The 23,826-nt window shown below is 42.3% G+C and carries 23 protein-coding genes; 6 read left to right on the plus strand and 17 right to left on the minus strand.

The window, feature by feature from the left end; genetic code table 11:
- Window positions 1-123: 123 nt before the first annotated feature.
- From GZH31_RS14080 to radC, 15 genes are all read right to left on the minus strand, one after another.
- A complete protein-coding gene (locus tag GZH31_RS14080) occupies window positions 124-1,065 on the minus strand; it encodes a DUF4097 family beta strand repeat-containing protein (RefSeq protein WP_036973102.1) in 942 nt (313 codons plus the stop codon).
- 11 nt (window positions 1,066-1,076) lie between these two features.
- Window positions 1,077-1,565: a hypothetical protein gene (locus GZH31_RS14085; RefSeq protein ID WP_083202712.1), complete on the minus strand. Its 489-nt coding sequence runs from the start codon at window positions 1,563-1,565 to the stop codon at window positions 1,077-1,079.
- Window positions 1,552-2,103: an RNA polymerase sigma factor gene (locus GZH31_RS14090; RefSeq protein WP_036973104.1), complete on the minus strand. Its 552-nt coding sequence runs from the start codon at window positions 2,101-2,103 to the stop codon at window positions 1,552-1,554. The genes GZH31_RS14085 and GZH31_RS14090 overlap by 14 nt, the downstream gene beginning before the upstream one ends.
- 125 nt (window positions 2,104-2,228) lie before the next feature.
- A complete protein-coding gene (locus tag GZH31_RS14095; protein ID WP_180311127.1) occupies window positions 2,229-3,977 on the minus strand; it encodes a polymer-forming cytoskeletal protein in 1,749 nt (582 codons plus the stop codon).
- Window positions 3,958-4,482 carry a prepilin-type N-terminal cleavage/methylation domain-containing protein gene (locus GZH31_RS14100; protein WP_118844648.1) on the minus strand — a complete coding sequence of 175 codons (525 nt, stop codon included), beginning with the start codon at window positions 4,480-4,482 and terminating at the stop codon, window positions 3,958-3,960. The genes GZH31_RS14095 and GZH31_RS14100 overlap by 20 nt, the downstream gene beginning before the upstream one ends.
- On the minus strand, window positions 4,482-4,880 hold the full coding sequence (locus GZH31_RS14105; protein WP_180311128.1) for a prepilin-type N-terminal cleavage/methylation domain-containing protein: 399 nt from the start codon (window positions 4,878-4,880) through the stop codon (window positions 4,482-4,484). Before GZH31_RS14105 ends, GZH31_RS14100 begins: the two co-directional genes overlap by 1 nt.
- On the minus strand, window positions 4,877-5,329 hold the full coding sequence (locus tag GZH31_RS14110) for a GspH/FimT family pseudopilin (RefSeq protein WP_180311129.1): 453 nt from the start codon (window positions 5,327-5,329) through the stop codon (window positions 4,877-4,879). Before GZH31_RS14110 ends, GZH31_RS14105 begins: the two co-directional genes overlap by 4 nt.
- 5 nt (window positions 5,330-5,334) lie before the next feature.
- On the minus strand, window positions 5,335-5,757 hold the full coding sequence (locus tag GZH31_RS14115; RefSeq protein ID WP_180311130.1) for a type IV pilin protein: 423 nt from the start codon (window positions 5,755-5,757) through the stop codon (window positions 5,335-5,337).
- 321 nt (window positions 5,758-6,078) lie between these two features.
- On the minus strand, window positions 6,079-6,531 hold the full coding sequence (gene rplI / locus GZH31_RS14120; protein ID WP_036973111.1) for a 50S ribosomal protein L9: 453 nt from the start codon (window positions 6,529-6,531) through the stop codon (window positions 6,079-6,081).
- A gap of 35 nt (window positions 6,532-6,566) precedes the next feature.
- Entirely contained in the window at window positions 6,567-6,794 is a 228-nt protein-coding gene (rpsR, locus tag GZH31_RS14125) for a 30S ribosomal protein S18 (RefSeq protein ID WP_002962753.1), read from the minus strand.
- Window positions 6,795-6,806: 12 nt separating this feature from the next.
- Window positions 6,807-7,109 carry a primosomal replication protein N gene (gene priB / locus GZH31_RS14130; RefSeq protein ID WP_036973732.1) on the minus strand — a complete coding sequence of 101 codons (303 nt, stop codon included), beginning with the start codon at window positions 7,107-7,109 and terminating at the stop codon, window positions 6,807-6,809.
- A 67-nt stretch (window positions 7,110-7,176) separates the two neighbouring features.
- Window positions 7,177-7,518, minus strand: a complete 342-nt coding sequence (gene rpsF / locus GZH31_RS14135; RefSeq protein ID WP_036973113.1) for a 30S ribosomal protein S6 — start codon at window positions 7,516-7,518, stop codon at window positions 7,177-7,179.
- 244 nt (window positions 7,519-7,762) lie between these two features.
- Complete coding sequence (rpmG, locus tag GZH31_RS14140; protein ID WP_022946036.1) at window positions 7,763-7,918, minus strand: 50S ribosomal protein L33; 156 nt, start codon at window positions 7,916-7,918, stop codon at window positions 7,763-7,765.
- Window positions 7,919-7,929: 11 nt separating this feature from the next.
- On the minus strand, window positions 7,930-8,166 hold the full coding sequence (rpmB, locus tag GZH31_RS14145) for a 50S ribosomal protein L28 (RefSeq protein WP_036973115.1): 237 nt from the start codon (window positions 8,164-8,166) through the stop codon (window positions 7,930-7,932).
- Window positions 8,167-8,440: 274 nt separating this feature from the next.
- Window positions 8,441-9,115, minus strand: a complete 675-nt coding sequence (gene radC, locus GZH31_RS14150) for a DNA repair protein RadC (protein WP_036973117.1) — start codon at window positions 9,113-9,115, stop codon at window positions 8,441-8,443.
- Between the two features lie 143 nt (window positions 9,116-9,258).
- Here radC and coaBC point away from each other — a divergent pair, with 143 nt between their 5' ends.
- The 5 genes from coaBC (at window position 9,259) to GZH31_RS14175 (ending at window position 18,410) form a co-directional block, all read left to right on the plus strand.
- Complete coding sequence (gene coaBC, locus GZH31_RS14155) at window positions 9,259-10,452, plus strand: bifunctional phosphopantothenoylcysteine decarboxylase/phosphopantothenate--cysteine ligase CoaBC (protein ID WP_180311131.1); 1,194 nt, start codon at window positions 9,259-9,261, stop codon at window positions 10,450-10,452.
- 112 nt (window positions 10,453-10,564) lie between these two features.
- Entirely contained in the window at window positions 10,565-11,152 is a 588-nt protein-coding gene (slmA, locus tag GZH31_RS14160; RefSeq protein ID WP_036973120.1) for a nucleoid occlusion factor SlmA, read from the plus strand.
- 216 nt (window positions 11,153-11,368) lie between these two features.
- Window positions 11,369-14,131, plus strand: coding sequence for a S9 family peptidase (locus GZH31_RS14165; RefSeq protein ID WP_180311132.1), 2,763 nt, complete (start codon window positions 11,369-11,371; stop codon window positions 14,129-14,131).
- Between the two features lie 187 nt (window positions 14,132-14,318).
- The gene (katG, locus tag GZH31_RS14170) at window positions 14,319-16,532 is read left to right on the plus strand and encodes a catalase/peroxidase HPI (protein WP_036973125.1); all 2,214 of its coding nucleotides are present in this window, start codon (window positions 14,319-14,321) and stop codon (window positions 16,530-16,532) included.
- 177 nt (window positions 16,533-16,709) lie between these two features.
- The gene (locus GZH31_RS14175; RefSeq protein WP_180311133.1) at window positions 16,710-18,410 is read left to right on the plus strand and encodes a diguanylate cyclase; all 1,701 of its coding nucleotides are present in this window, start codon (window positions 16,710-16,712) and stop codon (window positions 18,408-18,410) included.
- Window positions 18,411-18,720: 310 nt separating this feature from the next.
- On the opposite strand, the gene GZH31_RS14180 is transcribed toward GZH31_RS14175, so the two are convergent.
- Both GZH31_RS14180 and GZH31_RS14185 read right to left on the minus strand, forming a co-directional pair.
- Window positions 18,721-19,749, minus strand: coding sequence for an Abi family protein (locus GZH31_RS14180; RefSeq protein ID WP_180311134.1), 1,029 nt, complete (start codon window positions 19,747-19,749; stop codon window positions 18,721-18,723).
- Window positions 19,750-20,174: 425 nt separating this feature from the next.
- On the minus strand, window positions 20,175-21,359 hold the full coding sequence (locus tag GZH31_RS14185) for an NAD(P)/FAD-dependent oxidoreductase (protein WP_180311135.1): 1,185 nt from the start codon (window positions 21,357-21,359) through the stop codon (window positions 20,175-20,177).
- Between the two features lie 322 nt (window positions 21,360-21,681).
- Here GZH31_RS14185 and GZH31_RS14190 point away from each other — a divergent pair, with 322 nt between their 5' ends.
- Complete coding sequence (locus tag GZH31_RS14190; protein ID WP_180311136.1) at window positions 21,682-23,808, plus strand: S8 family peptidase; 2,127 nt, start codon at window positions 21,682-21,684, stop codon at window positions 23,806-23,808.
- Window positions 23,809-23,826: the final 18 nt, after the last annotated feature.

Genomic DNA, 23,826 nt, shown 5'->3' on the forward strand with positions numbered 1-23,826 from the left:
TCGACTTGCAAAGGCTGTGCAAATAGAAAAGCGGGAAATCTTCCCGCTTTATTGTAATTAAGCTAAACCTTGGTAACTAGACATATTACTCAGTGCTTAGATTAATGACGCTCACCTTCGTGATTATTTTTGTTTGCGCAGTTCTATGCGACCACTAATGGTATCCATTTCAATATCAGCGTTCCCGCCATTGACACTAAACTCAAGATCACTCGATGGCCCATACTTCGCTTTTATAGCTTTATCATCACTTAGCTCATTAACAATTTTGCCATTTGCATGTGCTTCTATTTCAAACTGGGCTGATACGTCAGCCGGGAAGTAAAACTCCGCATCTCCACTGACAGATTCAAAGCGCACATTTGCACCGGTGAGTAATTTATTAATATGCACTTCGGCTTCGCCGTTCACCGTATTGATACGTAGCTTTTTAATTGCATCAAATGCAAAGTCGATATTACCGTTTACATTTTCAAGACGCACATCTTCGGCTTTGGTTTTTGACTTGATATCGCCATTTACTGCTGTAAAACGCAGCGTACCTTGTGAGTTTTTATCATTAATTTCACCATTCACCGTTTCAAAACGAATATCACCGTTTAGGTCAATCGCATTGACATCACCATTTACCGTTTCAAAACTCATGTTACCGCTAATATCCTGCACCGTTATATCACCGTTCACAGTATCAATGTCGGCGCCTGCTGCCAGCTCTTTGGCACTGACAGTCACATTCACCCCAGCAAATTCGAGCTCACTGCTTTTTGGCATATAAATCGTTAAACGTGAACCGTCGCCTTTGTTCCAGCCACTTATGTTACGTGGCATTTTGACAATAAATTCGACGCGGCTTCCTTCCACATCTAAACGATAACCGTCGGCTTTATCATCTAATTCACCTTCGATTTTTAACACCGGTTTATCCCACCCTTCAATACGCACATCACCACGTTGGTTTTCAATAAAAATGCGCTTATTCGCAGGTATATCAACCTGTTCATTGATTGTTTGTCCTGCCATTGCCATCAGTGGTAGTAATCCTAATGTTAATGCGAGTAGTTTCATGGTTATCACTCCTAAATCGTTTGCCACTTAGGTGCATGCACCTTATTAATTAAATCAAGTTGTTGCTGATAAACCTGCGACAGCATTTGTAATAACGCAGGATTTTCAGGTTCATTTTCCAGTGCTTGCTTAATGGCACTCTCTGCTTCTTCTAATTCTTTAAGCTGCTGCTGCCAATTGTCGGTAAGTGCAGGTTGATTCTGATATTGCACCAACAAGCCCTGTTTTTGCTTCGTAAAATAATCACTCATGGCTATCATCGTATTCGGCTCGGTCTGAGCAACAAACAATTGCACGCTAAGCAGTGCCGCAACACAGCATGCAGCAACGGCTGCAAGCTTATTCCACGTAAAACGTGACTGTTCAGCTTGTTGCTCTGTAGGGTGAGCAATTGCACGCTCAATACCCGGCCATAAGTTTTTATCTGGGCCGATATCTTGCTTAGGTTGATTAAGCGAGTCATTTAAAAACTGTTCAAAATCTGGCTTACTCATTTTCATACCACTCTTTTAATAACTGCCTTGCACGGTGAAACTGCGATTTACTTGAACCAACGGCCATATCAAGCATGCTGGCTATTTCTTCATGGCGATAGCCTTCAATTGCATGGAGTACAAACACCATACGCGCTCGTTCGGGCAATCTGAGTACTAATTTATCAAGGCCATTTAAACCCTGACAGTCCGCTGCACTTTGTTCATCCATGCCACTTTGCTCAAAGCTCACGACTTTCTGTAACCAGTTTTTATGTTTACGAATATAGCTAATCGCAATATTACTCGTAACGCTGTGTAACCAGGTCGTAAACTGTGAGCGCCCATCAAAATTGGCGATTTTGTGCCACAACTGTACAAACACTTCTTGTGTTGCATCTTCGGCGTGCTCTTTATCTGCAATAAGTCGCAAACAAAGGCTGTAAACACGTTTCACATGCAACTCATAAAGTGCTGCATAGGCAACTTGATCGCCGCTTTTTACGCGCTCAATCAAGGTGTGCTCACTTTGCTGTGCAAACGCTTGCTCTGCATCTATCAACATCCTGGATGTTGTCCTTTATGATTATTGTTGTGAATTTAGTGTATTAGACGTAAGGAGGGATTCAAAAGGTTTAAATGAAACTAAATATTTTTTCGAGCAAGTATCATCTTGCTCGAATTAGGTCATTATTGTGCGGGGCTCGGTTCACTCTGTGGCGGTGTTTTGTAGCTCCAGCCTAAAAACACAATCCGTGAAGGGGTTGACGGTTTCCCCCCATTTTGTACTTTAAGTAGACCCGCATCATAGTGCGCCCCACTGCCGCCTGTTGAAGTGATCACCGCACCACGAACACTGCCAAATAGCTCGCCACTTCCCGACAATTTTACCGTGGTAAGCGGCGCATAAATTGCAGCATACAAGTTTGCAGCGCCACTAAATTGCACACCATTCACACCGTTAAATGACGAGTAAAACGACAGCGATGGATGCCCACTGGTCGTTAATCCTTCTTGTTCAGTGATCACTTTAGCACCTGCACCAATATTAACTTTTCCCGTTATTAATACGGTAAGACTGCTGTCTTTTTTGATCGTCAGGGTGGTATCACCCCCCATTGAAAAATCACCATCTATCAATAAGATGACATCGCCCCCTGAGACTTCCATTTTACCATCACTGGTCATTTTCAAACCATCTAAAGCAAATACATACTCTTTAGAATGGTTCCCATGAGATTGATTTTGAATCTTCTTATCAAACAAAAATACATCAGCTAAGGTCGGCACAATAATTTGGCTGCCACCATTGCTGTGAAACCCTTGTTCAGTATTAAACTTAAATAGTTGAGTAGGCCCAACCGAAATAGAATCATACCCAGTGATACCAGCCATTATGTCAGTCATTTTTTCGGGCAAAATTAAAGGGTCACAGTTGGTATCAGGGTTACTCGGATCGTAATCAGGTGCCGTGGGGTCGGCTACAGTGACGGGTTCAACATTCGGGTTTATATTAAATTTACTATTACTGTAATGTACGCCATCTTGCTGATTATTGTAGGTGTCTTTAAAGTCACCAATACCGCCATACATGATATCGAGGGTCTCACCTTGAGTATTATCAATGTAAGTAGACCATTGCATTGTGGCATCACCATTTGCTCTTACTACACCTGAAATGCGGCCACCTCGGTGTTTATAGTAGCCCCGGGTATACACATTTCCATCGACTCGCAGACCACTACCTGGAGAAATATACACCCCAGTATTGGAGTGAATATTACCTATAATGGGCGATGACCCGTTTAAGTAAATTACACCACTGGCTTTTACATCACCTCTAATTGGCGAGTGCCCTGAAAGCACAACATCAGAGTCACCGGCAATAGTTGATACATCACCGTCGTCCGATTTAGTTTCTTCGTAAGTACCTTGGCTTGAATCATAACTGTCGATACTTCCACTGCCCGACAAATTAACCCCTTTACAGCCAACCATCGCATTAGTAAATACCGAGCTGCCTTTAGCACCTTGAATGCCAAAGCGTGCGACTAAATTACTCTGTGCATCGCCTTCAAAGCGCTGCCCTAGGCTGGCAATTTCAAGCTCGCCATCAGGGTTTTTAGTAAGGGTTGCACTAAAGGTAGCATCACTCGCAATAATGCCGGTACCAGACGCTAAATTCGTTTTATTAATTAAATCATCAACCGCTAATACGCCTTCACGATTCAGTGTTTGTTGCAATAGTTTAGCTTGCTCAAACACCCCTTTTTCGGCTAGCAAACGGCTGTTTAACTTTTTCTGAAAATTACCGCTCAAACGTTCTTGCACAATATTTTCACGCAGTGAGCTCAGCACCACAAGACTGGCCATGCTCGTTAAAATCAGCACTGTAATTAAGGTAAAACCATGTTGCTTATTAAACACTGCCACCACCATATGCCTTCAGTAAGATTGTGTTTGTGAGCGCAATATCGATATTTATACCATTGCCGAATTGCCCAGGTAATTGCTCTGGTTTCACACTCACCGTCACTAATTCACCCGCGATATCAAACGATAAGCTCTCGACCCCTGTTAACAAACGCTCCGCAGCCGCGCCATTCAGTGAGCACATTAAGTTATTATCGTTTAAGCTATAAACTTCAGTAACTTGCACTGCGGTAACTTGACCATCACAGGCAATGACACCAGCAGGCTGAGTGATGGTTATCATGCTTTTATCAGCACTAATAACCGGGGTTATTTGAGTTTGCTTAATGCTGCGATTAAACACTTTACTCGTGTAACGAAGCACCTCTTGTGCATTTTCGAGCTCTTTGCTCACCTGAATCGTGCCTTTAATCGCTGAGTAAGACAAACTAATCCCAGCAAGTAAAAATGCTCCAGCAGCCAGCGCCACCATTAACTCGACTAAGCTAAACCCTTTTGTATGTTTTATCATTAACACACCGCCGACAAATCAGGGAAACTCGCATTCAAACTGATCTGGTTCTCAGCATTATCAGTCATGCGTTTATCGACCCAACTAACATTAATTTGCATGTCATTATTGTATACAGCAGGCAGAATTAGTTCGTAGTCACTAACCTGTGGAGAAAGACTCGCTCTAAAGGTCGCATCTTGAAATAAGCCGGGGTTGGTTTTTTGAATATCACAAATATGCGGCCAAAGTCGCTCTATGCTGTTTTGACCTTGAATAAGCGACACCGTGTAATGAAAACTGTTAGTAGCATACTGAAGCGATTTAAGTTGAGCAGCAGCCAACCCTAATAAAGCAATTCCGGCGATTACCACAGATATCATGACTTCTAGTAATGAAAAACCTTGCTGCTTAATCATGCACATCGTCGCTCTGAACTTTCAACTAACCAGTTTTGGCCACTTTTTAGTACACACATTACATAGTCAGTGGTGTTGCTGTGATTGTCTTTAATATCTATTTGCGCTTGCTGGTTAACCTCGCCACTGGCACTCACGGTCAAGGCCGCTAAATCAACCGTTATGCCAGATTTGGTTACACTAAATTCTTTAAGAACCGTAGCCACGCCCGCTTCATTTAGCGTTACCTGCCAGCGGTTATTATTAACGACTAAGTTAATTTTTCGCTCACGCTTTACTGCTTCACTGCGCGCATATTTATAGACACTATTTAGTTGATTTGCGGTCGTTACAACGCGATCTTGCAAGATTTGCTGGCTAAATGACGGGAAAGCAAGACTAGCCATAATACCAATAATAACCAGTACGACCATTAATTCTATCAGTGTAAATCCGGCCTTTCGTCGCACTTCAACTACTCCCAACAATCATTCTCTGAGGCGGTGTAACTGCCATCATGTTTCACAGTGAGATCACCACAACGATCACTTGCTTGCGCCGAACCAGACTTTGGTGATGCTTTTAAACTATAACCACGGTTTTTAAAGTCACTGATTGCACCGGCGACTTTATCTGTAGGGGTGTAAGTGAAAGTATAAAAATCAGTATTTTGTGCCGTAAATGCGTTAGGGTAACCACCATTTCTTGAATAAATACGCTCAAGACTCGCGCTATATTGCAATAACTCTTGTTGTATGTCGGCACGGCGACTGCGTTGCATTTGTTCGGTATAAACAGGTAACGCTACGCTATATAAAATACCTAAAATAGCGATAACGATCAGTATTTCAACAAGTGTAAAACCACGGTGTTTTCCCGATGATAATGTCTCCTTCAACTTTCATTCCTTACAACTTTTTTATGAAACCACTATAAATGACAGCGCTGTCGCTGTCAATTTAACCAATTCTAACTAACTAGCCTGATTATACTAACTAAAAATAAAAAATTAAGACAAAAGACTGTTTGTGTTTAAAATAGGTAAACAAAACCCCATTCCATCAAACATTAATGCAAATAGCACAACTATTGACAGGAAAGCAAAGCAAAAAGAGTCGTAATGTAGTAAGTAAGGTAGTAAGTAAGTAAGTAAGTAAAATTTAGATACAAAAAAGCCGCGCTTAATAAAGCACGGCTTTTTTTCTACTTAATATTGCTATTAAGCTTCAGCGATAACGATTACTTTGATAGTAGCCGTAACGTCTGAGTGTACTGCGATTGCAACGTCAAATTCGCCAGTCTCACGGATAGTACCTAGAGGTAAACGAACTTCTGATTTTGCAACTTCAACGCCAACAGCTGAAATAGCTTCAGCGATGTCGCGAGTACCGATAGAACCGAATAACTTGCCTTCGTCACCAGCTTTAGAAACTAGTGTAACTTCAGCTAATGCTTCTAACTTGTCAGCGCGAGCTTGAGCAGCAGCTAGATCTTCAGCGATCTTAGCTTCTAACTCAGCACGACGTGCTTCGAAAGTTTCGATGTTAGCTTTAGTTGCAGGAACTGCCTTACCTTGTGGGAAAAGGAAGTTACGTGCGAAGCCAGATTTAACTACAACCTGGTCACCTAGGCCACCTAGGTTTGCGATCTTGTCTAGTAGAATAACTTGCATGTCTCTACACCTTTTAAAAACTGTTAATCCGCTGCTTACTTATGTAAGTCAGTGTATGGAAGAAGGGCTAAGTAGCGAGCACGCTTGATAGCAGTTGCTAGCTGACGCTGATATTTAGCGCTAGTACCTGTGATACGGCTAGGTACGATTTTGCCACTTTCTGTAACATAGTTTCTAAGAGTAGCTAGATCTTTATAATCGATTTGTTGTACGCCTTCCGCTTTAAAGCGGCAGAACTTACGACGTCTGAAATAACGTGCCATGAGTTTAATTCCTCAAAAAATTCTTTCTATATGCTGAGCATGCAAGACCAATTGGCTTAAACCATTTCGGCCTTCGTGTCGGTTTAAAAAACCCGTCACTTGCACTTGTTGCCCAACGTGCAATTGTTGAGTCTGTTGTTGCATTGGCGTGCCACTGGCAACAACTTGAAGCCTGACATAACTATTACGGTTAAGGTCTGCTTCAACTTGCATCGATTTATGTTCAAGAACAAAAATACAATGCGGTATACCAGCAGGGCTTTGACTATATTTTGGGGTTTTACATACAACCCCAGATAACGTCAGCTGATTCATAAAAGGATTAACCGGTTGGCTCATCTTAGTGTCTCAACTGCAAGCGCCATGCTTGGACTCAAAACGATTAAGCAGCTGGTGCTTCTTTCTTCTCTTCTTTCGCAAGAGGAGATGCTTCAGTTACAGCGTCTTTAGTACGCATAACTAAGTTACGAAGCACTGCATCGTTGTAGCGGAAAGTAGTTTCTAGCTCGCTGATTACTTCAGTAGGTGCTTCAACGTTCATAAGAACATAATGAGCTTTGTGAAGCTTGTCGATTGGGTAAGCCAATTGACGACGGCCCCAGTCTTCAAGACGGTGGATAGTACCACCAGCTTCAGTGATAGAACCAGTATAACGTTCGATCATACCAGGTACTTGCTCACTCTGATCAGGGTGAACCATGAATACGATTTCGTAATGACGCATGGATATTCCTTACGGTTAATAGAGCCTTCTACCGTTTCGGCCAGTCGGTTTAAGGCAAGGAATTAAATTTAATAAGCCGAAATGAGCGCGCATTTTACGCTTAGATTGATAATTAAGCAAGATAAAACAGCAAGCCAAGTTGCAATCTTATAAATATTTGCAATAGCTTAATTTTCTAAGGTAGTTAAGCATAAAACAAAAAACCCAGCCGAGGCTGGGTTTTTGAGATTCTGAAAAACTAAAATTACTTGATTTTAGCTTCTTTGAAAATCACGTGTTTACGAGCTTTAGGATCGTATTTTTTGATTTCCATTTTTTCAGGCATGTTACGCTTGTTCTTGTCGGTAGTGTAGAAAAAACCAGTACCAGCAGTTGAAACTAAACGGATCTTATCGCGCATGATTCAGTTCCTTAAACTTTTTCGCCACGAGCACGGATTTCTGTAAGAACCGCGTCGATGCCTTTTTTATCGATAATACGCATACCTTTAGTCGTAGTGCGTAATGTTACAAAACGTTTTTCACTTTCAACCCAAAAACGGTGAGTTTGTAGGTTAGGTAGGAAACGACGTTTAGTCGCGTTTCTCGCGTGTGAACGGTGGTTACCAACCGCTGGACGCTTACCTGTAACTTGACATACTTTAGACATGTCTATATATCTCCAATAACTTCGCTCGAGCTTAATTTTCCCTTAGGCCATGTATTTGTGCCCCGGGATAAATCGAAGGGCGCTCTTTATACAGCTTATACAGGCAAAGATCAAGTAACAGATCTTATCCAATCAGCTCATGTGTAAATTTGATAGCGGCTAATTATAATGATCGAAAGCCCTTAGGGAAAGTAAAAACTGCATTTAAATTAAACTAATTTCTAAAAACAGCCTAAACTGCTCATTTTTAACACACTCTCTCGGGCATACAGCCTTATATAAGCCCTCGCTCGGCAAAAGAAACACAATTTTTACCGCCCACAATGATGTGATCCAGCACATTTATGTCAACCAACGACAGCGCTTGCTGTAATTTTTGCGTTATGAACTTATCGGCTTGACTGGGTTCTGCCACACCACTTGGGTGGTTATGAGCCAAAATAAGTGCCGCTGCATTATTTCTTAATGCGGCTTTAACCACTTCGCGAGGATAAACAGATGCGGCATTAATTGTGCCATAAAATAGCACTTCATCTTTAATCAACTGGTTTTGGCTGTCTAAGTACAGCACCATAAACACTTCTTGCTGTAACCCCCGTAGTTTAATTGTTAGGTAGTCGTACACCGATTGAGGCGAATTAAATACAGCCTCTCTATGACATTGCTCAAGCATGTATCGCCGGCTCAGCTCTAACACGGCTTGTAATTGTACATACTTTGCAGCACCTAGGCCCCTTTGTGCACAAAACTCATGCTCTGTGGCATTAAACAAGTTGTGCAATGTACTATTTATACGCAGTAGATGCTCAGCCAACTCAACCGCGTTCATGCCCGGCACGCCAGTACGTAAAAATATCGCTAATAACTCAGCATCTGAAAGCGCTTTAGCTCCCTGTAAAAGCAGCTTCTCACGTGGTCTCTCTGCCAATGGTAAATCCGTTAATGGCATCATTTGTCCCTAAAAACATTACTTTGGTCATTAAACTGTAATATAAAATCCAGTTTTTTCCTGTCTTTAAAAAAGAAAACTTCATGCAATCGGCAAAGATTTGCTATCGTTAGCCCATATCGACAAAGGTAAAATTTCACGTAATGACAAAATCAGTTAATAAAAAAATCCTGTTAGGTATGAGTGGTGGCATTGCAGCCTATAAATGTGCAGAACTTGTTCGTCGTTTAAAAGACGCCGGCTGCGACGTTAAAGTGGTCATGACCGACTCAGCCAAACATTTTATAACACCACTGACAATGCAAGCTGTGAGTGGAGAAATTGTCTCTGATTCATTACTTGACCCTGCAGCCGAAGCAGCAATGGGACACATTGAATTTGCCAAATGGGCTGACCTGATTTTAGTCGCCCCCGCAACCAGCAATATCTTAGCGAAAATGGCGATGGGCATTGCCGATGATTTACTGACTACGTTATTGTTAGCCACACCTGCTAAAGTAGCGGTTGCTCCTGCAATGAACCAACAAATGTATGCTCACCCAGCGACTCAAGCAAACCTTAGAACTCTCAAAGATCGCGGCGTCGCAATTTGGGGACCCGGTAAAGGTGAGCAAGCCTGTGGTGATGTAGGTGCCGGAAGAATGTTAGAGCCTCATGAACTAGTGGCGCTGTGTACGCAACCAGACATTGAGCCATTATTGGCAGGTAAAACAATCACAATTACCGCTGGCCCCACGCGTGAAGCCCTCGACCCTGTGCGTTATATTTCGAATCATAGTTCAGGCAAAATGGGTTATGCCCTTGCAGAAGCAGCGCTTGCTTTAGGTGCTAAGGTCAACCTTATTTCAGGGCCCGTCGCAATTACAGCACCCGCGAATGCAAAGCTCACCAATATTGAAAGCGCTGAGCAACTTTTAACTGCGTCGATGGAACTTGCGGTGCAGTCTGATGCTTTTATTGGGTGTGCTGCCGTCGCCGATTACCGCGCAGCCGCAATTCAAGATCAAAAAATGAAAAAACAAGGTGACGAAATCACGCTCACTTTAGTCAAAAACCCTGATGTGATCGCAAACGTGGCAGGGCTTAGTAAAAACCGCCCTTACACTGTTGGCTTTGCAGCAGAAACGCAAGATGTGGCTAGCTACGCCCAAGGTAAATTAAAAAACAAAAACCTCGACATGATCTGCGCGAATGATGTGTCAAAAGAAGGTCTTGGCTTTAATTCTGATCATAATGCTTTAACACTGTTCTGGCATAATGAGCAGCTAGATTTAGCCATGGGGAGTAAAAAGGATCTCGCGATGAGCGTAATGACTGAGCTTGCCAAGCGTTTGTAAAAATGCTGGAAAGAAGCTGAATAAAACATTAACATAAGCGCCTCATTTGCACAAAAAATGGCTTGTCTGACTCTACTGAGCACAAGTAATAAATTATAAGAAAGGAATGGTCATGCCTGCGACAAAAAGAAGTAATCGCAAAGAGCAGATTCTGCAAGCACTCGCACAAATGTTAGAAACCAGCCCAGGTCAACGTATCACCACCGCAAAATTAGCGGCTGAAGTGGGCGTGTCTGAAGCTGCGTTATATCGTCATTTTCCGAGTAAAGCACGGATGTTTGAAGGCCTAATAGAATTTATTGAAGATACGCTGTTATCACGCATTAACCTCATATTAGAAAATGAGAAAGAAAGCCAAACCCGTGTTTATAATATCTTGCTGTTATTATTAGCCTTTGCTGAGAAAAACCCAGGAATTACTCGCATATTAACCGGCGATGCCCTGCAAGGTGAGCAAGAGCGTTTACGCGAACGAGTGCAAGGCTTATTCGAAAAACTTGAAACACAATTTAAGCAAGTATTGCGTGAGCGAAAACTACGTGAAGGCAAAGCATTTCAATCAGACGAAACCACGTTAGCCAATTTCTTACTTGCCTATGTCGAAGGTAAGATGAATCAATTCGTGCGTAGCGACTTTAAAGCGAAGCCAAGCTCACAATTTGAAAAGCAATGGCCAGAATTACAAAAAATCTGGTTGTAAAACAAGCTTTATAAGCGCGATGTCATATCGCGCTTAATCCCCCACCTTTTGATTGTCCCCCATAAGCGAGTCCTCGTAGCTCATTTCTCGTAGCGCGTTTCACGTAACTAATAACTTTAACCCACCTTAGGAAACTGGCAACTTATCGTATCTACTCGAATTGTTTATTAAAAACGCTACACTGGGGCATAAACTTAAAAACAATGAGAAAGGTAAATGAAAGCGCAATTATCACTTTTGAGCTTAGCCTTGGTGACTAGCCTAGGCAGCACACAAGTCAGTGCTAAAGAAGCCCTGCAATTTAAAGACGTATTTGATTTTAAATACGCAAAAGGCACACAACTGTCTGAAGATGGCCGTATCTTAACCTTGAGTGCAGACCCTTATCGCGGCAATGCACAAGGCCAAGTATACACGCTCAATAACAATGCCTTACTAAGCACCGTTGAACGCGGTACGCGCCCTACTATTAATAAAGCGGCAAATTGGGTCGCGTTTACACAAGTACCAACCCTACTTGAAAAAGAAACCACCAAGAAAAAAGATGAGCTAAAAAACAACCTAGTTTTAGTAAATACTAAAGACGGTGAACAACAAACGTTTAACGATATAAAAGATTATGCGTTATCAGATGATGGCGTATGGCTTGCTTACCGTCTTGATCAAAAAGCAGATAAAACTGAGACCAAAGACGACCAAGAAAAAGACGAAAACAGCAGCGAAATCAAGCCAGACAAAAAAGATAAACGCTTTGATTTAGTGCTTGTTAACCTTCAAGACAAAACCACTCACACTATAAATAATGTATTTAGCTATGCGATTAGCAGCACTGGCGAGCAATTATTAGTAAGCCAAAGCTTTAGTGATGGTGCCGACAACCAAATCGTATTAGTCGACTTAACAAATAGTTTTAATACCAGTGTATTAATTGATGAGCCAGGTGTGGTTGCAAACAAAATTGCATGGCAACCTAACAGCAATACCGCAGCGCTTTTAGTGGGTAATTATGTAAACGATGATACAAGACGTCGCGACCACAGCTTACAGCTTTTAGAAAACGGGGCTCTATCAACCATTAACTCTGCAGATAGCAGCTGGACTATCGGTAAAACAGCCTCACTCACATGGTCTGAAGACGGTAAGCGTCTATATTTCGAGAATCACCCAAAACTGGCTGATAAAGTAAAAGCCAAAGAGTATACAGACGAAGCCTCTTTATATGATTTCGATACAATTCGCGACCATAAAGGCTTAAATGTTTGGCACAATAAAGACGTTGAAATTAAACCTCGTGAAGAACAACAGTGGAATGAGGCTAACAAACTTCGTCACTACCAAGCGGTTTACCACGTAAACGGTAAACAGGTTGTACAATTAAGTACACCCAATATGCCCGAGGTATCACTTAACACTAATCGTGACGCGCTTTTAGGCTACTCAGACCTGCCGTATTTAGAGCGTGTTATGTATGGTGGTTTCTTTGCTGATTACTTCAGTGTTGACGTTAAAACAGGTAAACAAACACCTATCGTCAGTGACTACCCCTTTAGACCCAGCCTTGCGCCAAATGGTCAATACGCGGCATTTTTTAAAGACAGCCACGTTCAGCTAAAAGACCTAGGTAACAACAAAGTTTCGACGTTATCTAAGGCAATTAACGCTATTTTTGCCGATGATAAGCATGACTACCCATCACCTCAACCGGGTTATGGTTTTGCAGGCTGGTTAAACGACAGCAGCCAAGTACTGGTTTACAGCAAATTTGATATTTGGGCTTTTGATGTCGCAACACAAAAGGCAACGCGCTTAACACAAGGTAAAGAAACAAATACCCAATATCGTGTTATTAAACTTGATAAAGACCACGTTGGCTTTGCTAAAGACGACACATTATTACTAAGCGCAACTAACTTACAAGATAAGCAAACCGAAATCGCTAAGCTTGACTTAACAAGCAATAAAGTAAGCAAAGTACTGTCGGGTAAAAAGCGCTATGATGTGGTGAAAAAAGCTAAAAATGCCGACAAATACCTCTTTACTGCGCAAACGTACCAACAATTCCCTGATTACTACCAAGCAGATTTTAGCTTCAAAAACCCACAGCGTGTGACGAACCTAAACCCGCAAATTAGCAACTTTGCTTGGGGCGAAAAACCTGAACTTATTAGCTATAAAGGCTTTGATGGTGAAGACTTACAAGGTGTTCTAATCAAGCCGGCAGGCTACAAAAAAGGCGACAAAGTGCCCGTCGTTGTGTACTTCTATCGCTATATGAGCCAGCGCATGTATGACTTCCCGAAAATGGAGTTAAATCATCGCCCTAACTTCCCTATGTTTACTTCGAATGGTTACGCCATTTTCTTACCGGATATCCGCTTTGAAATTGGTCACCCAGGTAAATCATCGACTCAAACCATGATCAACGCGACTCAAAAGCTGATTGATTTAGGCATTGCCGATCCTAATAAAATTGGTTTACAAGGTCACTCATGGGCAGGCTACCAAAGCGCCTTTATGATCACCCAAACAGATATGTTTAAGGCGGTTGTATCGGGTGCACCTGTATCTAACATGACCAGTGCTTACAGCGGTATTCGCTTAAAATCAGGTCTTGCGCGTCAGTTCCAATACGAAACGGGGCAAAGCCGCATTGGTAAAACATTATTTGAAGCACCTGAACTTTACATCGAGAACTCACCGGTATTCTTTGCAGATAAAGTAAACACACCTATTTTAATTATGTTTGGTGACAAAGATGACGCCGTGCCCTGGCACGAAGGCGTACAGTACTATTTGGCACTGCGTCGTGCAGGTAAAGATGCTACGTTCTTACAGTATGAAGGCGAGCCACATCACTTGAAGAAATTCCCTAATCAGGTGGATTTTTCAATTCGCATGATGGAATACTTTGACCATTATCTAAAAGGTAAACCCGCCGCTGAGTGGATCAAAAACGGCGTACCCTTTATTGAAGAATAAACAATAAGCTGAATATCAGCTTATCTTCCCCCTTCCAGAGCCAGCATTGTTGCTGGCTTTGTTCTATAAAATCAATCATTCCATCTATTTTTTCGATTTTATCAATCGATTTAAACCCCAGTTTGTAAGTGGAAAGTTAACCAGAACAGCTCTATATTTCACGCAACTTCCAACTGGAGACAACACAATGTTAAAAAAATCAACCTCAGCATTTTCAAAAGTCGCTGTTGCTGTTTCATTACTCATCGCAACAAATGTACACGCCACTAACGACATCAAATCAAATCAATTTTGGTGGCCAGAGCAACTCGACTTAAGTCAACTGCGCGCACACGGCGCTGAATCAAACCCAATGGGTCCTTACTTTGACTACAAAAAAGAATTTTTAAAGTTAGACCTTAATGCAGTGAAAGCCGATATTGAAAAAGTGCTGACTGACTCTCAAGACTGGTGGCCTGCCGACTACGGTCACTATGGTCCATTCTTCATTCGTATGGCGTGGCACGCATCAGGTACTTACCGTACATTCGATGGCCGTGGTGGCGCTGGCGGTGGTCAACAACGTTTCGACCCACTAAACAGCTGGCCAGATAACGCCAACTTAGACAAAGCGCGTCGCTTACTTTGGCCTATTAAACAAAAATACGGTCGCAGCATCTCATGGGCAGATTTAATGGCGCTAACAGGTAACGTGGCACTTGAATCAATGGGTTTCAAAACCTTCGGCTATGCCGGTGGTCGTGAAGACGATTGGGAGCCAGATTACGTTTACTGGGGCCCTGAAGGCAAAATGTTAACTGACGAGCGCCGTGACAAAAAAGGCAAACTAAAAGGCCCATTAGCGGCGGTTGAAATGGGTTTAATCTATGTGAATCCAGAAGGTCCACATGGCAACCCAGACCCACTTCTTGCAGCTGATGATATTCGCTTATCGTTTGGTCGTATGGCAATGAACGATGAAGAAATCGTTGCACTTATCGCAGGTGGTCACAGTTTTGGTAAAGCACACGGTGCGAAAAAAGCGACTTGTTTAGACAAAGAACCCGCCGCAGCCGCTATCGAAGAGCAAGGTTTAGGTTGGAAAAACAAGTGCGGTAAAGGTCACTCAGAAGATACTGTTACTTCAGGTCTTGAAGGCGCATGGACCGTGACGCCAACGCAATGGTCAATCAACTACTTACAAAACTTATTTGCATTTGAGTGGGTTAAAACAAAAAGCCCAGCAGGCGCAACACAATGGATCCCAGAAAATGGTCAAGCGTCTAACCTAGTGCCAGATGCGCACATTAAAGGTAAGCGTCATGCGCCTATCATGTTCACAACTGATATCGCGTTAAAGGCAGATCCCGCGTTTCGTAAAATTTCAGAGCGTTTCTTAAACGACCCGAAAGAGTTCGAACTAGCGTTCGCTAAAGCATGGTTCAAGCTAAACCACCGTGACATGGGCCCACGCGCTCGTTACTTAGGTGACTTAGTGCCAGAAGAAGTGCTAATTTGGCAAGATTACATTCCTGAAGTTGACCACAAGCTAGTTGATAGCAAAGACATCGCGTCACTTAAAGCAAGCATTTTAGATTCGGGTTTATCTGTATCTGAACTGGTACGTGTGGCGTGGGCATCAGCAGCAAGCTACCGCGATACTGACATGCGTGGTGGTGCAAATGGGGCACGTATTCGTTTTGCTCCACAAAAAGATTGGCCAGTAAACAACCCGAAAGAAGTGGCAAATGTACTGAGCAAGCTTGAGAAAATCCAAACTAAGTTCAATAAAAATGCAGCAGGTGGAAAAGAAATTTCACTGGCAGATATGATTGTTCTGGGTGGCGCGGCTGCTATCGAAAAAGCAGCAAGTGATGCAGGTTTTTCTATTGCAGTACCATTCAAGCCAGGTCGTATGGACGCATCGCTCGAAATGACTGACGTTGAATCGTTTGAAGTACTTGAGCCTACGGCAGACGCGTTCCGTAACTACTACAGCTCAGCATGGAAATCACCTGCTGAAATGTTAGTTGAGCGTGCTGATTTACTAAGCTTATCGGTGCCAGAAATGACAGCACTACTAGGTGGTATGCGTGCCCTTAACGCTAATACTAACCAAACACAACACGGTGTATTCACGAAAAAACCTGGCACATTAAGCAACGATTTCTTCGTTAACCTACTCGATATGTCAACGAAGTGGTCTAAGTCATCTGAAGAAGGTGTTTACGAAGGCCGTGACCGTCAGTCAGGCAAGCTTAAGTGGACAGCAACACCGGTAGACTTAATCTTTGGGTCTAACTCAGAGCTGCGCTCTATTGCTGAAGTGTATGCATCTGACGATGCTAAACAAAAGTTTGTTGACGACTTCGTTGCAGCATGGACTAAAGTAATGACGCTAGACAGATTCGACCTACGTTAATACCAATACCAACTTGCTTAATTCAGTATTATTGCGCGTTGGTATTCATTTTTCGCAACCGATTAAGCCGCTTTTACAGCGGCTTTTTTTATTTTGGATAAAATTCGCTCGACAATGCAGCTGATTACGTTAAAAATAACACTTTATTACTAAACAATTTAGCCATAGGCACCAAGGATGATCGCACGTTTATTATTGCTATTTTTTATCAGCCACTCCTTCTTTGCCTTTGCACAAAATAGCCCTACCACATCCGTTGACTCCGTTATATCACTCAACAATGAACAGGTTAACTTAACACGTTTCGATATGAGTTATTTTATTGATAAAACAGAAAAAATGACACTATCGCAAATACAAAATCAAACATTCACAGCCAGTAAAAATGAGCTCACTCTGGGCACCAATGCCAAAACAACGTGGTCAAAAATAACCGTTAAAAACAACGACAGCGAGACCTTACGTTTATTTATTCACAACCCCGATGCTTACCATCTAGAAGAGGTAGGATTTTACGAAACCCACAATGGGCAACTCATTAATCAATCTGAAATTCAACTAGATACATCGGGTCCAAAAGCCAATATGTTTGGCGGCAGTGCCGTGTTTTCGTTCTATATTGCCCCACAGCAGCAAAAAACCATTTATGTAAAAAGCGTTACTTTTTCGCATCAATGGTTTGCTCTAAATATTTATAATGAAGAGCATTCAAAACGCGCCCTAGTTGGCAACGGCAACTACATTGCATTACTGGTTGGCATGATGCTAGCGCTGATGATCTATAACTTTTTCTTGTACTTATCGGCACGTAAAATAGAAAATATTGTTTACGCCCTGTATTTAATATCGGGCACGGTATGGGTGGCGCTTTCGTATGGCGTAGCTGCTAACTTTTTTGGCATTTTTAGTGCTGAAGTACTGCAACTTAATTCTAGTTTGCTCAGTATGCCCAGCTTTTTAGTAATTTTTGTGATGCTAATTTTCGAAACTAAAAAGCATTACCCAAAAGAGCATATAGCCCTGTCGCTCATTCTCGTATTACTGGTTGGCGACTTTATCTACAGTTTATTCGATGTCGTTGGCGCACTAAAACCAGCCAGCACCCTTGCCGCAATGATGATGACCGTCACCTTTGGTGTCTCTATTTCACTGTGGCGAAAAGGGGATTCACTCGCCAAATATTTTTTACTTGGCCATTCACTGTTCGTTATATTCAATATGCTGGCCGTGCTTTATTACAAAGGTATCACCGACGCAAACGTGATAAACAGTCATGGCGTCGGCATAGGTATTTTACTCGAAGCATTAATGATGGCGTTTATATTGTCTTACCGTATAAAAACGCTCGAAAAAATCAAAGCACAGCAAAAAGAATTAACGCGCCTTGTCGATACCGACCCAATGACAGGCCTGTATAATCGACGCTACTTTGATAGAAAAAGTGAAGAGCTCATTGCTACAATGGCAAGCAATCATCAAGAGTTAACGCTGATCATCGCCGATCTCGACCATTTTAAAGCCATTAACGACACTTATGGCCATGATATTGGCGATAAAGTCATTATTGAGTTTGCAAACATACTCACTACACAACAACGAAAAGACGATATAGCCTGCCGCTACGGCGGTGAAGAATTTGTACTTTTACTGCATTGCAGCCTACACGACGCCAAAGCCGTGGCCGAGCGCATCCGCGAAAAAGCAGCAAACACCCGCATCAAAAGCAATGATGCTCAAGCCGTAAAGTTTACCGTAAGCCTAGGCGTTCACAGCGTTGCCCATGCCTCAACCACAATAAAAGAAACCCTATCAATTGCCGACAAAGCCCTTTATAAAGCAAAAAACAATGGCCGAAACTGTGTTGAAGTAGCGGTGTAAGCGAGTTCACATAACGGTAATGAACAAGTTATTCACCGTCGGTCATTTTATACAACTGCACGTTTAAAGCACTTCGCACATACTAAGCCCAACTAATAAGCAAAAGCGGAATTGGCGCAAAGCCGAGCGACTAGAGTCTAGTATCAATGATTTCTCATAATTAGACCGAAGACAATAACAGTACATTGTTTTATATAGAAATAATATGATTTCGTATTATATTCACTTTATTAAATGGTAATCGAATTACTGCAAGAGACTATCTTTTAGCGACATTCTGTGAGCAATATCTTAGAAAAACACAGCTAAGCTATTGCGTAAAAAACTCATGCTCTTGCCAATTGTTGGGAAAGCCCATGGGAAACAGAGGTATTTCTGGATGAAGTAATATTAGAGCCTTTACTTTGTTATGCCACTGGCTATCCGGACTAACCTGCTTCATTAAATGTGCGAGCATTAATAAGATCATGTATATACGTCGACTTGGTTGAACTTGGCTTGGCTCTAGTCTATTTGGTAATTGCCAATTATCACCACGAGGTATTTTAGGCTGGATTGCAAGCTCTCTATTCCAAAGGCGACTATGATGGGCGCAACAGTTTCGTATAAAATTTAAAGTGTGAAGCCAACTTTCCAACACTTCTTGAGGTAATTCAAATCGCTTTGCAATTTCTTTTCGATCAATATCTTTAGCTAAGCCTCTATAGAGGTGTGAGATACTACCAAATGTTAATTCTTCAGCCATCGCCCATCCTGGCATTAATCTGGGTACTTCGTATGTATGATGGTAAAACCGTGGGTAACTTTCTCTAACTCTTCTTTCAATTCGCTGTTGCTTTATCTCTGAGTTCGTTGAACTACGCTCAATTTTATTAATATCCCGTTGAAGATCGTTAAACTCTTTTGCTTGCTTATCTTCGACTTCTTTTAGTAAACGTTTGTGTTGGTAAGAACGTTTAAAAAGATTTTCATTCAAGTACCAATGAGAGCCGCTGCATTCAGCTTCTGTTTGATATTTTATACCCATCACATTATTTAGAGTTGCTCGAATAGCTACTTCTACTCGCTCAACAGCATCCATAATAAGGAGTCTTAATTCCCGATCAAAAGCATATAGATCAACTATCTGTTTGAACTCCACACCTTCTTTGAACTGGTGTTCAACCTCTTGTTGTTCTCTACCTTTTTGAAAAGGACGCATATAAGCACTAAGGCGAAAAAAACTTATAACTTCTAAGTATTTTTCTGCTCGTTCTAGTTGCTGAATATTGAGACCGCGATTTTGAAGAAGGGAAATTTGGTCTGTTACACTGATCGCGGGCTTGTTGAATTGAGTCATTATGTCTTCTTAAATTTTAGAAAAGCAGACATAAAAAAGCCCGCACAATTTGAGCATTAGAAAGAGGCTTGGCGGGCGTGTTGAAGACAATACTAGTCTGAAGAGATCACCCCGTCAACCTATTTTAATGAAAATACGTTTCTATAATTAACTCATAAAGATCATAAACAAACAAGCTACCAAGGTAAAACAGTGACTAAAATGATGTTCTGTAAGCAATATCAAGTGCCCACTCTCATATTAAATACATTTTGTCTATTTAGCAGTTTGGAAATACAAAAAGTAGTTCTAACGATTTCTTAGACTGTAAATTAAAAAATATTTCTGTAAGTCACCAAACCTTTCACCTATAACTAAATCAATAGGTTAAATATACTAAAAGGTGATTATATATTGATTATCTTCGTTTTAATTATATTGGATCATCAACAATACTGCCCTGCTGCAAAGCCACAGCTCCAAGCGTATTGGAAGTTGTAGCCGCCTAACCAGCCTGTCACGTCGGTAACTTCGCCGATAAAGTAAAGGCCGGGTGCTTTTTTGGCTTCGAATGTTTTTGAGCTTAACTCATCGGTGTCTACACCGCCTAGCGTGACCTCAGCTGTGCGATACCCTTCGGTGCCGTTAGGTTTTATTTGCCAGTTGTGGATGTAGTCGTGCAGCGCATCTATTTGCGTATGGGTTAGCTGATTAACATTACAATCAGGAATAGCTTTGGTGTCGTGCAGCATCTCTACAAAACGCTTTGGCAATATCGTCGCGAGGGTATTTTTTAGCGACTTTTGGCCTTGGCTTTGACGCCACTCTTCAAGCTGCTGTTTTAAATCGAGCGCTGGTAATAAATTAATATACACACTCTGCCCTGCGCGCCAAAACGAGCTAATTTGTAAAATAGCAGGTCCCGACAAACCTCGGTGAGTAAAGAGTATGTTTTCTTTAAATTGTGTACCGTCTTCACTTGTTACCACACACGGAATACTGATCCCCGACAGTCCATCAAAACGGTCTTTATCGTGCTGGTGCAAAGTGAATGGCACAAGCGCTGCCATTGTGGGTAAAACCGTTAAGCCAAATTGCTCAGCAATTTTGTAGCCAATGGGCGATGCACCCAGTTTTGGCATTGTTAAGCCACCCGATGCAACCACCAGCGATTCACATTGATAAGTATCTTGCTCGGTTATTACCTCGTACCCTGCATCAGTTTTTGTGACGCTAAGCACTTCGTTGCGCAAGGCTATGTTCACGCCCGCCCACTCACATTCAGTCAATAAAATATCAACAATATCTTGAGCGCTGTTGTCACAAAATAATTGACCCAGTGTTTTATGGTGATACGCCAAACCATGGCGGTCTACCAACTCAATAAAGTCGTGTTGGGTATAGCGACTTAAACACGACTTTACGAAATGAGGGTTTGTACATAAGTAATTATCTGGGCTGGCATTTTCATTGGTGAAGTTACACCGTCCACCACCGCTGATTAAAATTTTACGGCCCGGCTTTTTACCCATATCAAGCACTGTAACCGCTCGGCCTCGGTAACCTGCTTGTGCTGCACACATTAAACCTGCGGCACCGGCGCCAATCACAATTACATCTACTTGGGTCATTACGCATACTCATTAAAAAATTTAGCTGATTATAACAAGTTATTTTATACGCGGTGTTAACAGAAAGGTGTTTTTACAAAAAAGATAAACCTAAAAAACGAAATAAAGCAAAAACTCTAAATAGAAAAATTAAAACTTTAGAATGAGAAAACCACCTTAAAACCCAGTTAAAAGTCAGATTTAGCCATCTATACACTTGTTTATAACTAAAATAGAGACAAACATAACAAAACGATATTTTAACTTAATTTACATTTATTTTACCTTTGTCCCCCTTCGCGAAAAACATTGCGAAGAAACTTATAACAATCTAGGGATCATTATGACAACTAACAATAACTTAAAAAAGTGCGCAATCGCACTGAGCCTCACTGCGTTGTTTGGGACGACGGCAGCGATGGCAACGCCAAACCAAATGATGTCACCGTCTATGGCGGAAACAGCCGCTAAGCTACAAGGCCAAGACGGTTTTGGTACACAATTCATCATTAAATACAAAAATAACAATGATGAAATGATGACTATGTCGGCTGCAGAACAAACGCCGATGCTAATGAATAAAAAAGCGCAGGGCTTTGTTAAAAACTTCACAAGTAAAAAAGGCCAAGTGAAAGCACAATACGTGCGTGCAATGGCAATGAGCAATCACCACGTTATGCGTGCTGATAAAAAGCTATCAGCTGAAGAAGCTCAAGAGTTTATGCAAGAAATGGTTGCAACGGGTAACGTTGAATACATCGAAATTGACCAAATGTTAAAGCCATTTGCAACGCCTAACGATCCACGTTATTCAGATCAGTGGCATTATTATGAGCAAGCTGGTGGTTTAAACCTGCCTACAGCATGGGATACAGCAACAGGGAGTGGCGTTGTGGTTGCGGTACTTGATACGGGTTACCGCCCACACATTGATTTAAATGCCAACATTTTGCCGGGTTACGACATGATCTCTAACCTATCGGTAGCAAATGACGGTGGCGGTCGCGATAGCGATGCACGTGACCCAGGTGACGCAATTAGTGCTAATGAGTGTGGTTATACACACGGCGCACAAAGCTCAAGCTGGCATGGTACGCACGTTGCGGGTACTGTCGCTGCTGTGACTAACAACGGTGAAGGTGTTGCGGGTGTTGCGTATGACGCCAAAGTTGTGCCTGTACGTGTACTTGGTAAATGTGGTGGTTTAACATCAGACATCGCCGACGGTATCATCTGGGCATCAGGTGGTTCTGTATCTGGCGTTCCTGCGAATGCAAACCCTGCTGATGTTATCAATATGAGTTTAGGTGGCAGCGGTTCATGTAGCTCTACAACACAAAGTGCTATCAACCAAGCTCGTAATAACGGCACTGTGATTGTAATTGCAGCAGGTAACGATAACGACAACTCAGCTAACTATAATCCTGGTAACTGTAATGGCGTAGTAAACGTTGCGTCAGTTGGCCGTAACGGTGGCCGTGCTTATTACTCTAACTACGGTAGTAATATTGATGTTGCTGCACCGGGCGGCGCGCAAAGCTTTGCTAACGATTCAGAAGGTGTGTTATCAACTCACAACTCAGGCTCAACTAGCCCTTCAAGCGACAGCTATCACTATTCACAAGGTACGTCGATGGCTGCCCCACACGTTGCCGGTGTCGCTGCGCTTATTAAGCAAGCGAAACCTTCTGCAACACCTGATGAAATAGAAAGCATTTTAAAATCAACAACTCGTGCTTTCCCAGCAACATGTACTAGCTGTGGTACTGGTATTGTAGATGCGGCAGCAGCGGTTGCTGTGGCGTCGGGTACTACACCTCCACCGCCAACAGGTAACGTGTTAGAAGATGGTCAAGCTCTTACGGGTCTTAGTGGTGCGGCTAGCAGCCAAACTTTCTACACAATGGAAGTTCCAGCAGGTGCTACAAACGTAACATTCACGATGAGTGGTGGTACAGGTGATGCCGACCTTTACGTTCGTGCAGGTAGCGCACCAACAACATCAACATACGATTGTCGCCCATACAAAGGGGGTAATGAAGAAGTATGTTCGATTGATAACCCAACTGCAGGCACTTATCACGTTATGCTTAACGGCTACTCTGCTTATTCAGGTGTGAGCCTAGTGGGCGATTTAACAACATCTGGTGGTACAGGTGCACCTCAAGCAGGTGGCGGCACGGTTACTGATATTTCTGCAAGTGCGGGTCAGTGGAAACACTACACACTAGAAGTACCAGCAGGCATGGCAAGCTTCACTGTCACGACATCTGGTGGCACTGGTGATGCTGACTTGTTTGTTAAATTTGGCAGCCAGCCTACAACATCAAGTTATGACTGTCGCCCGTACAAAAATGGCAATGCTGAAACATGTACATTCAGTAACCCACAAGCAGGTACGTGGCACTTAAGCTTAAATGCGTATCGCACCTTTTCAGGTGTAACACTTGATGCACAATATCAGCCTTAATGGTTGAATACTCCCGTT

This window comes from Pseudoalteromonas sp. JSTW (assembly GCF_013423925.1).
GTDB lineage: Bacteria > Pseudomonadota > Gammaproteobacteria > Enterobacterales > Alteromonadaceae > Pseudoalteromonas > Pseudoalteromonas lipolytica.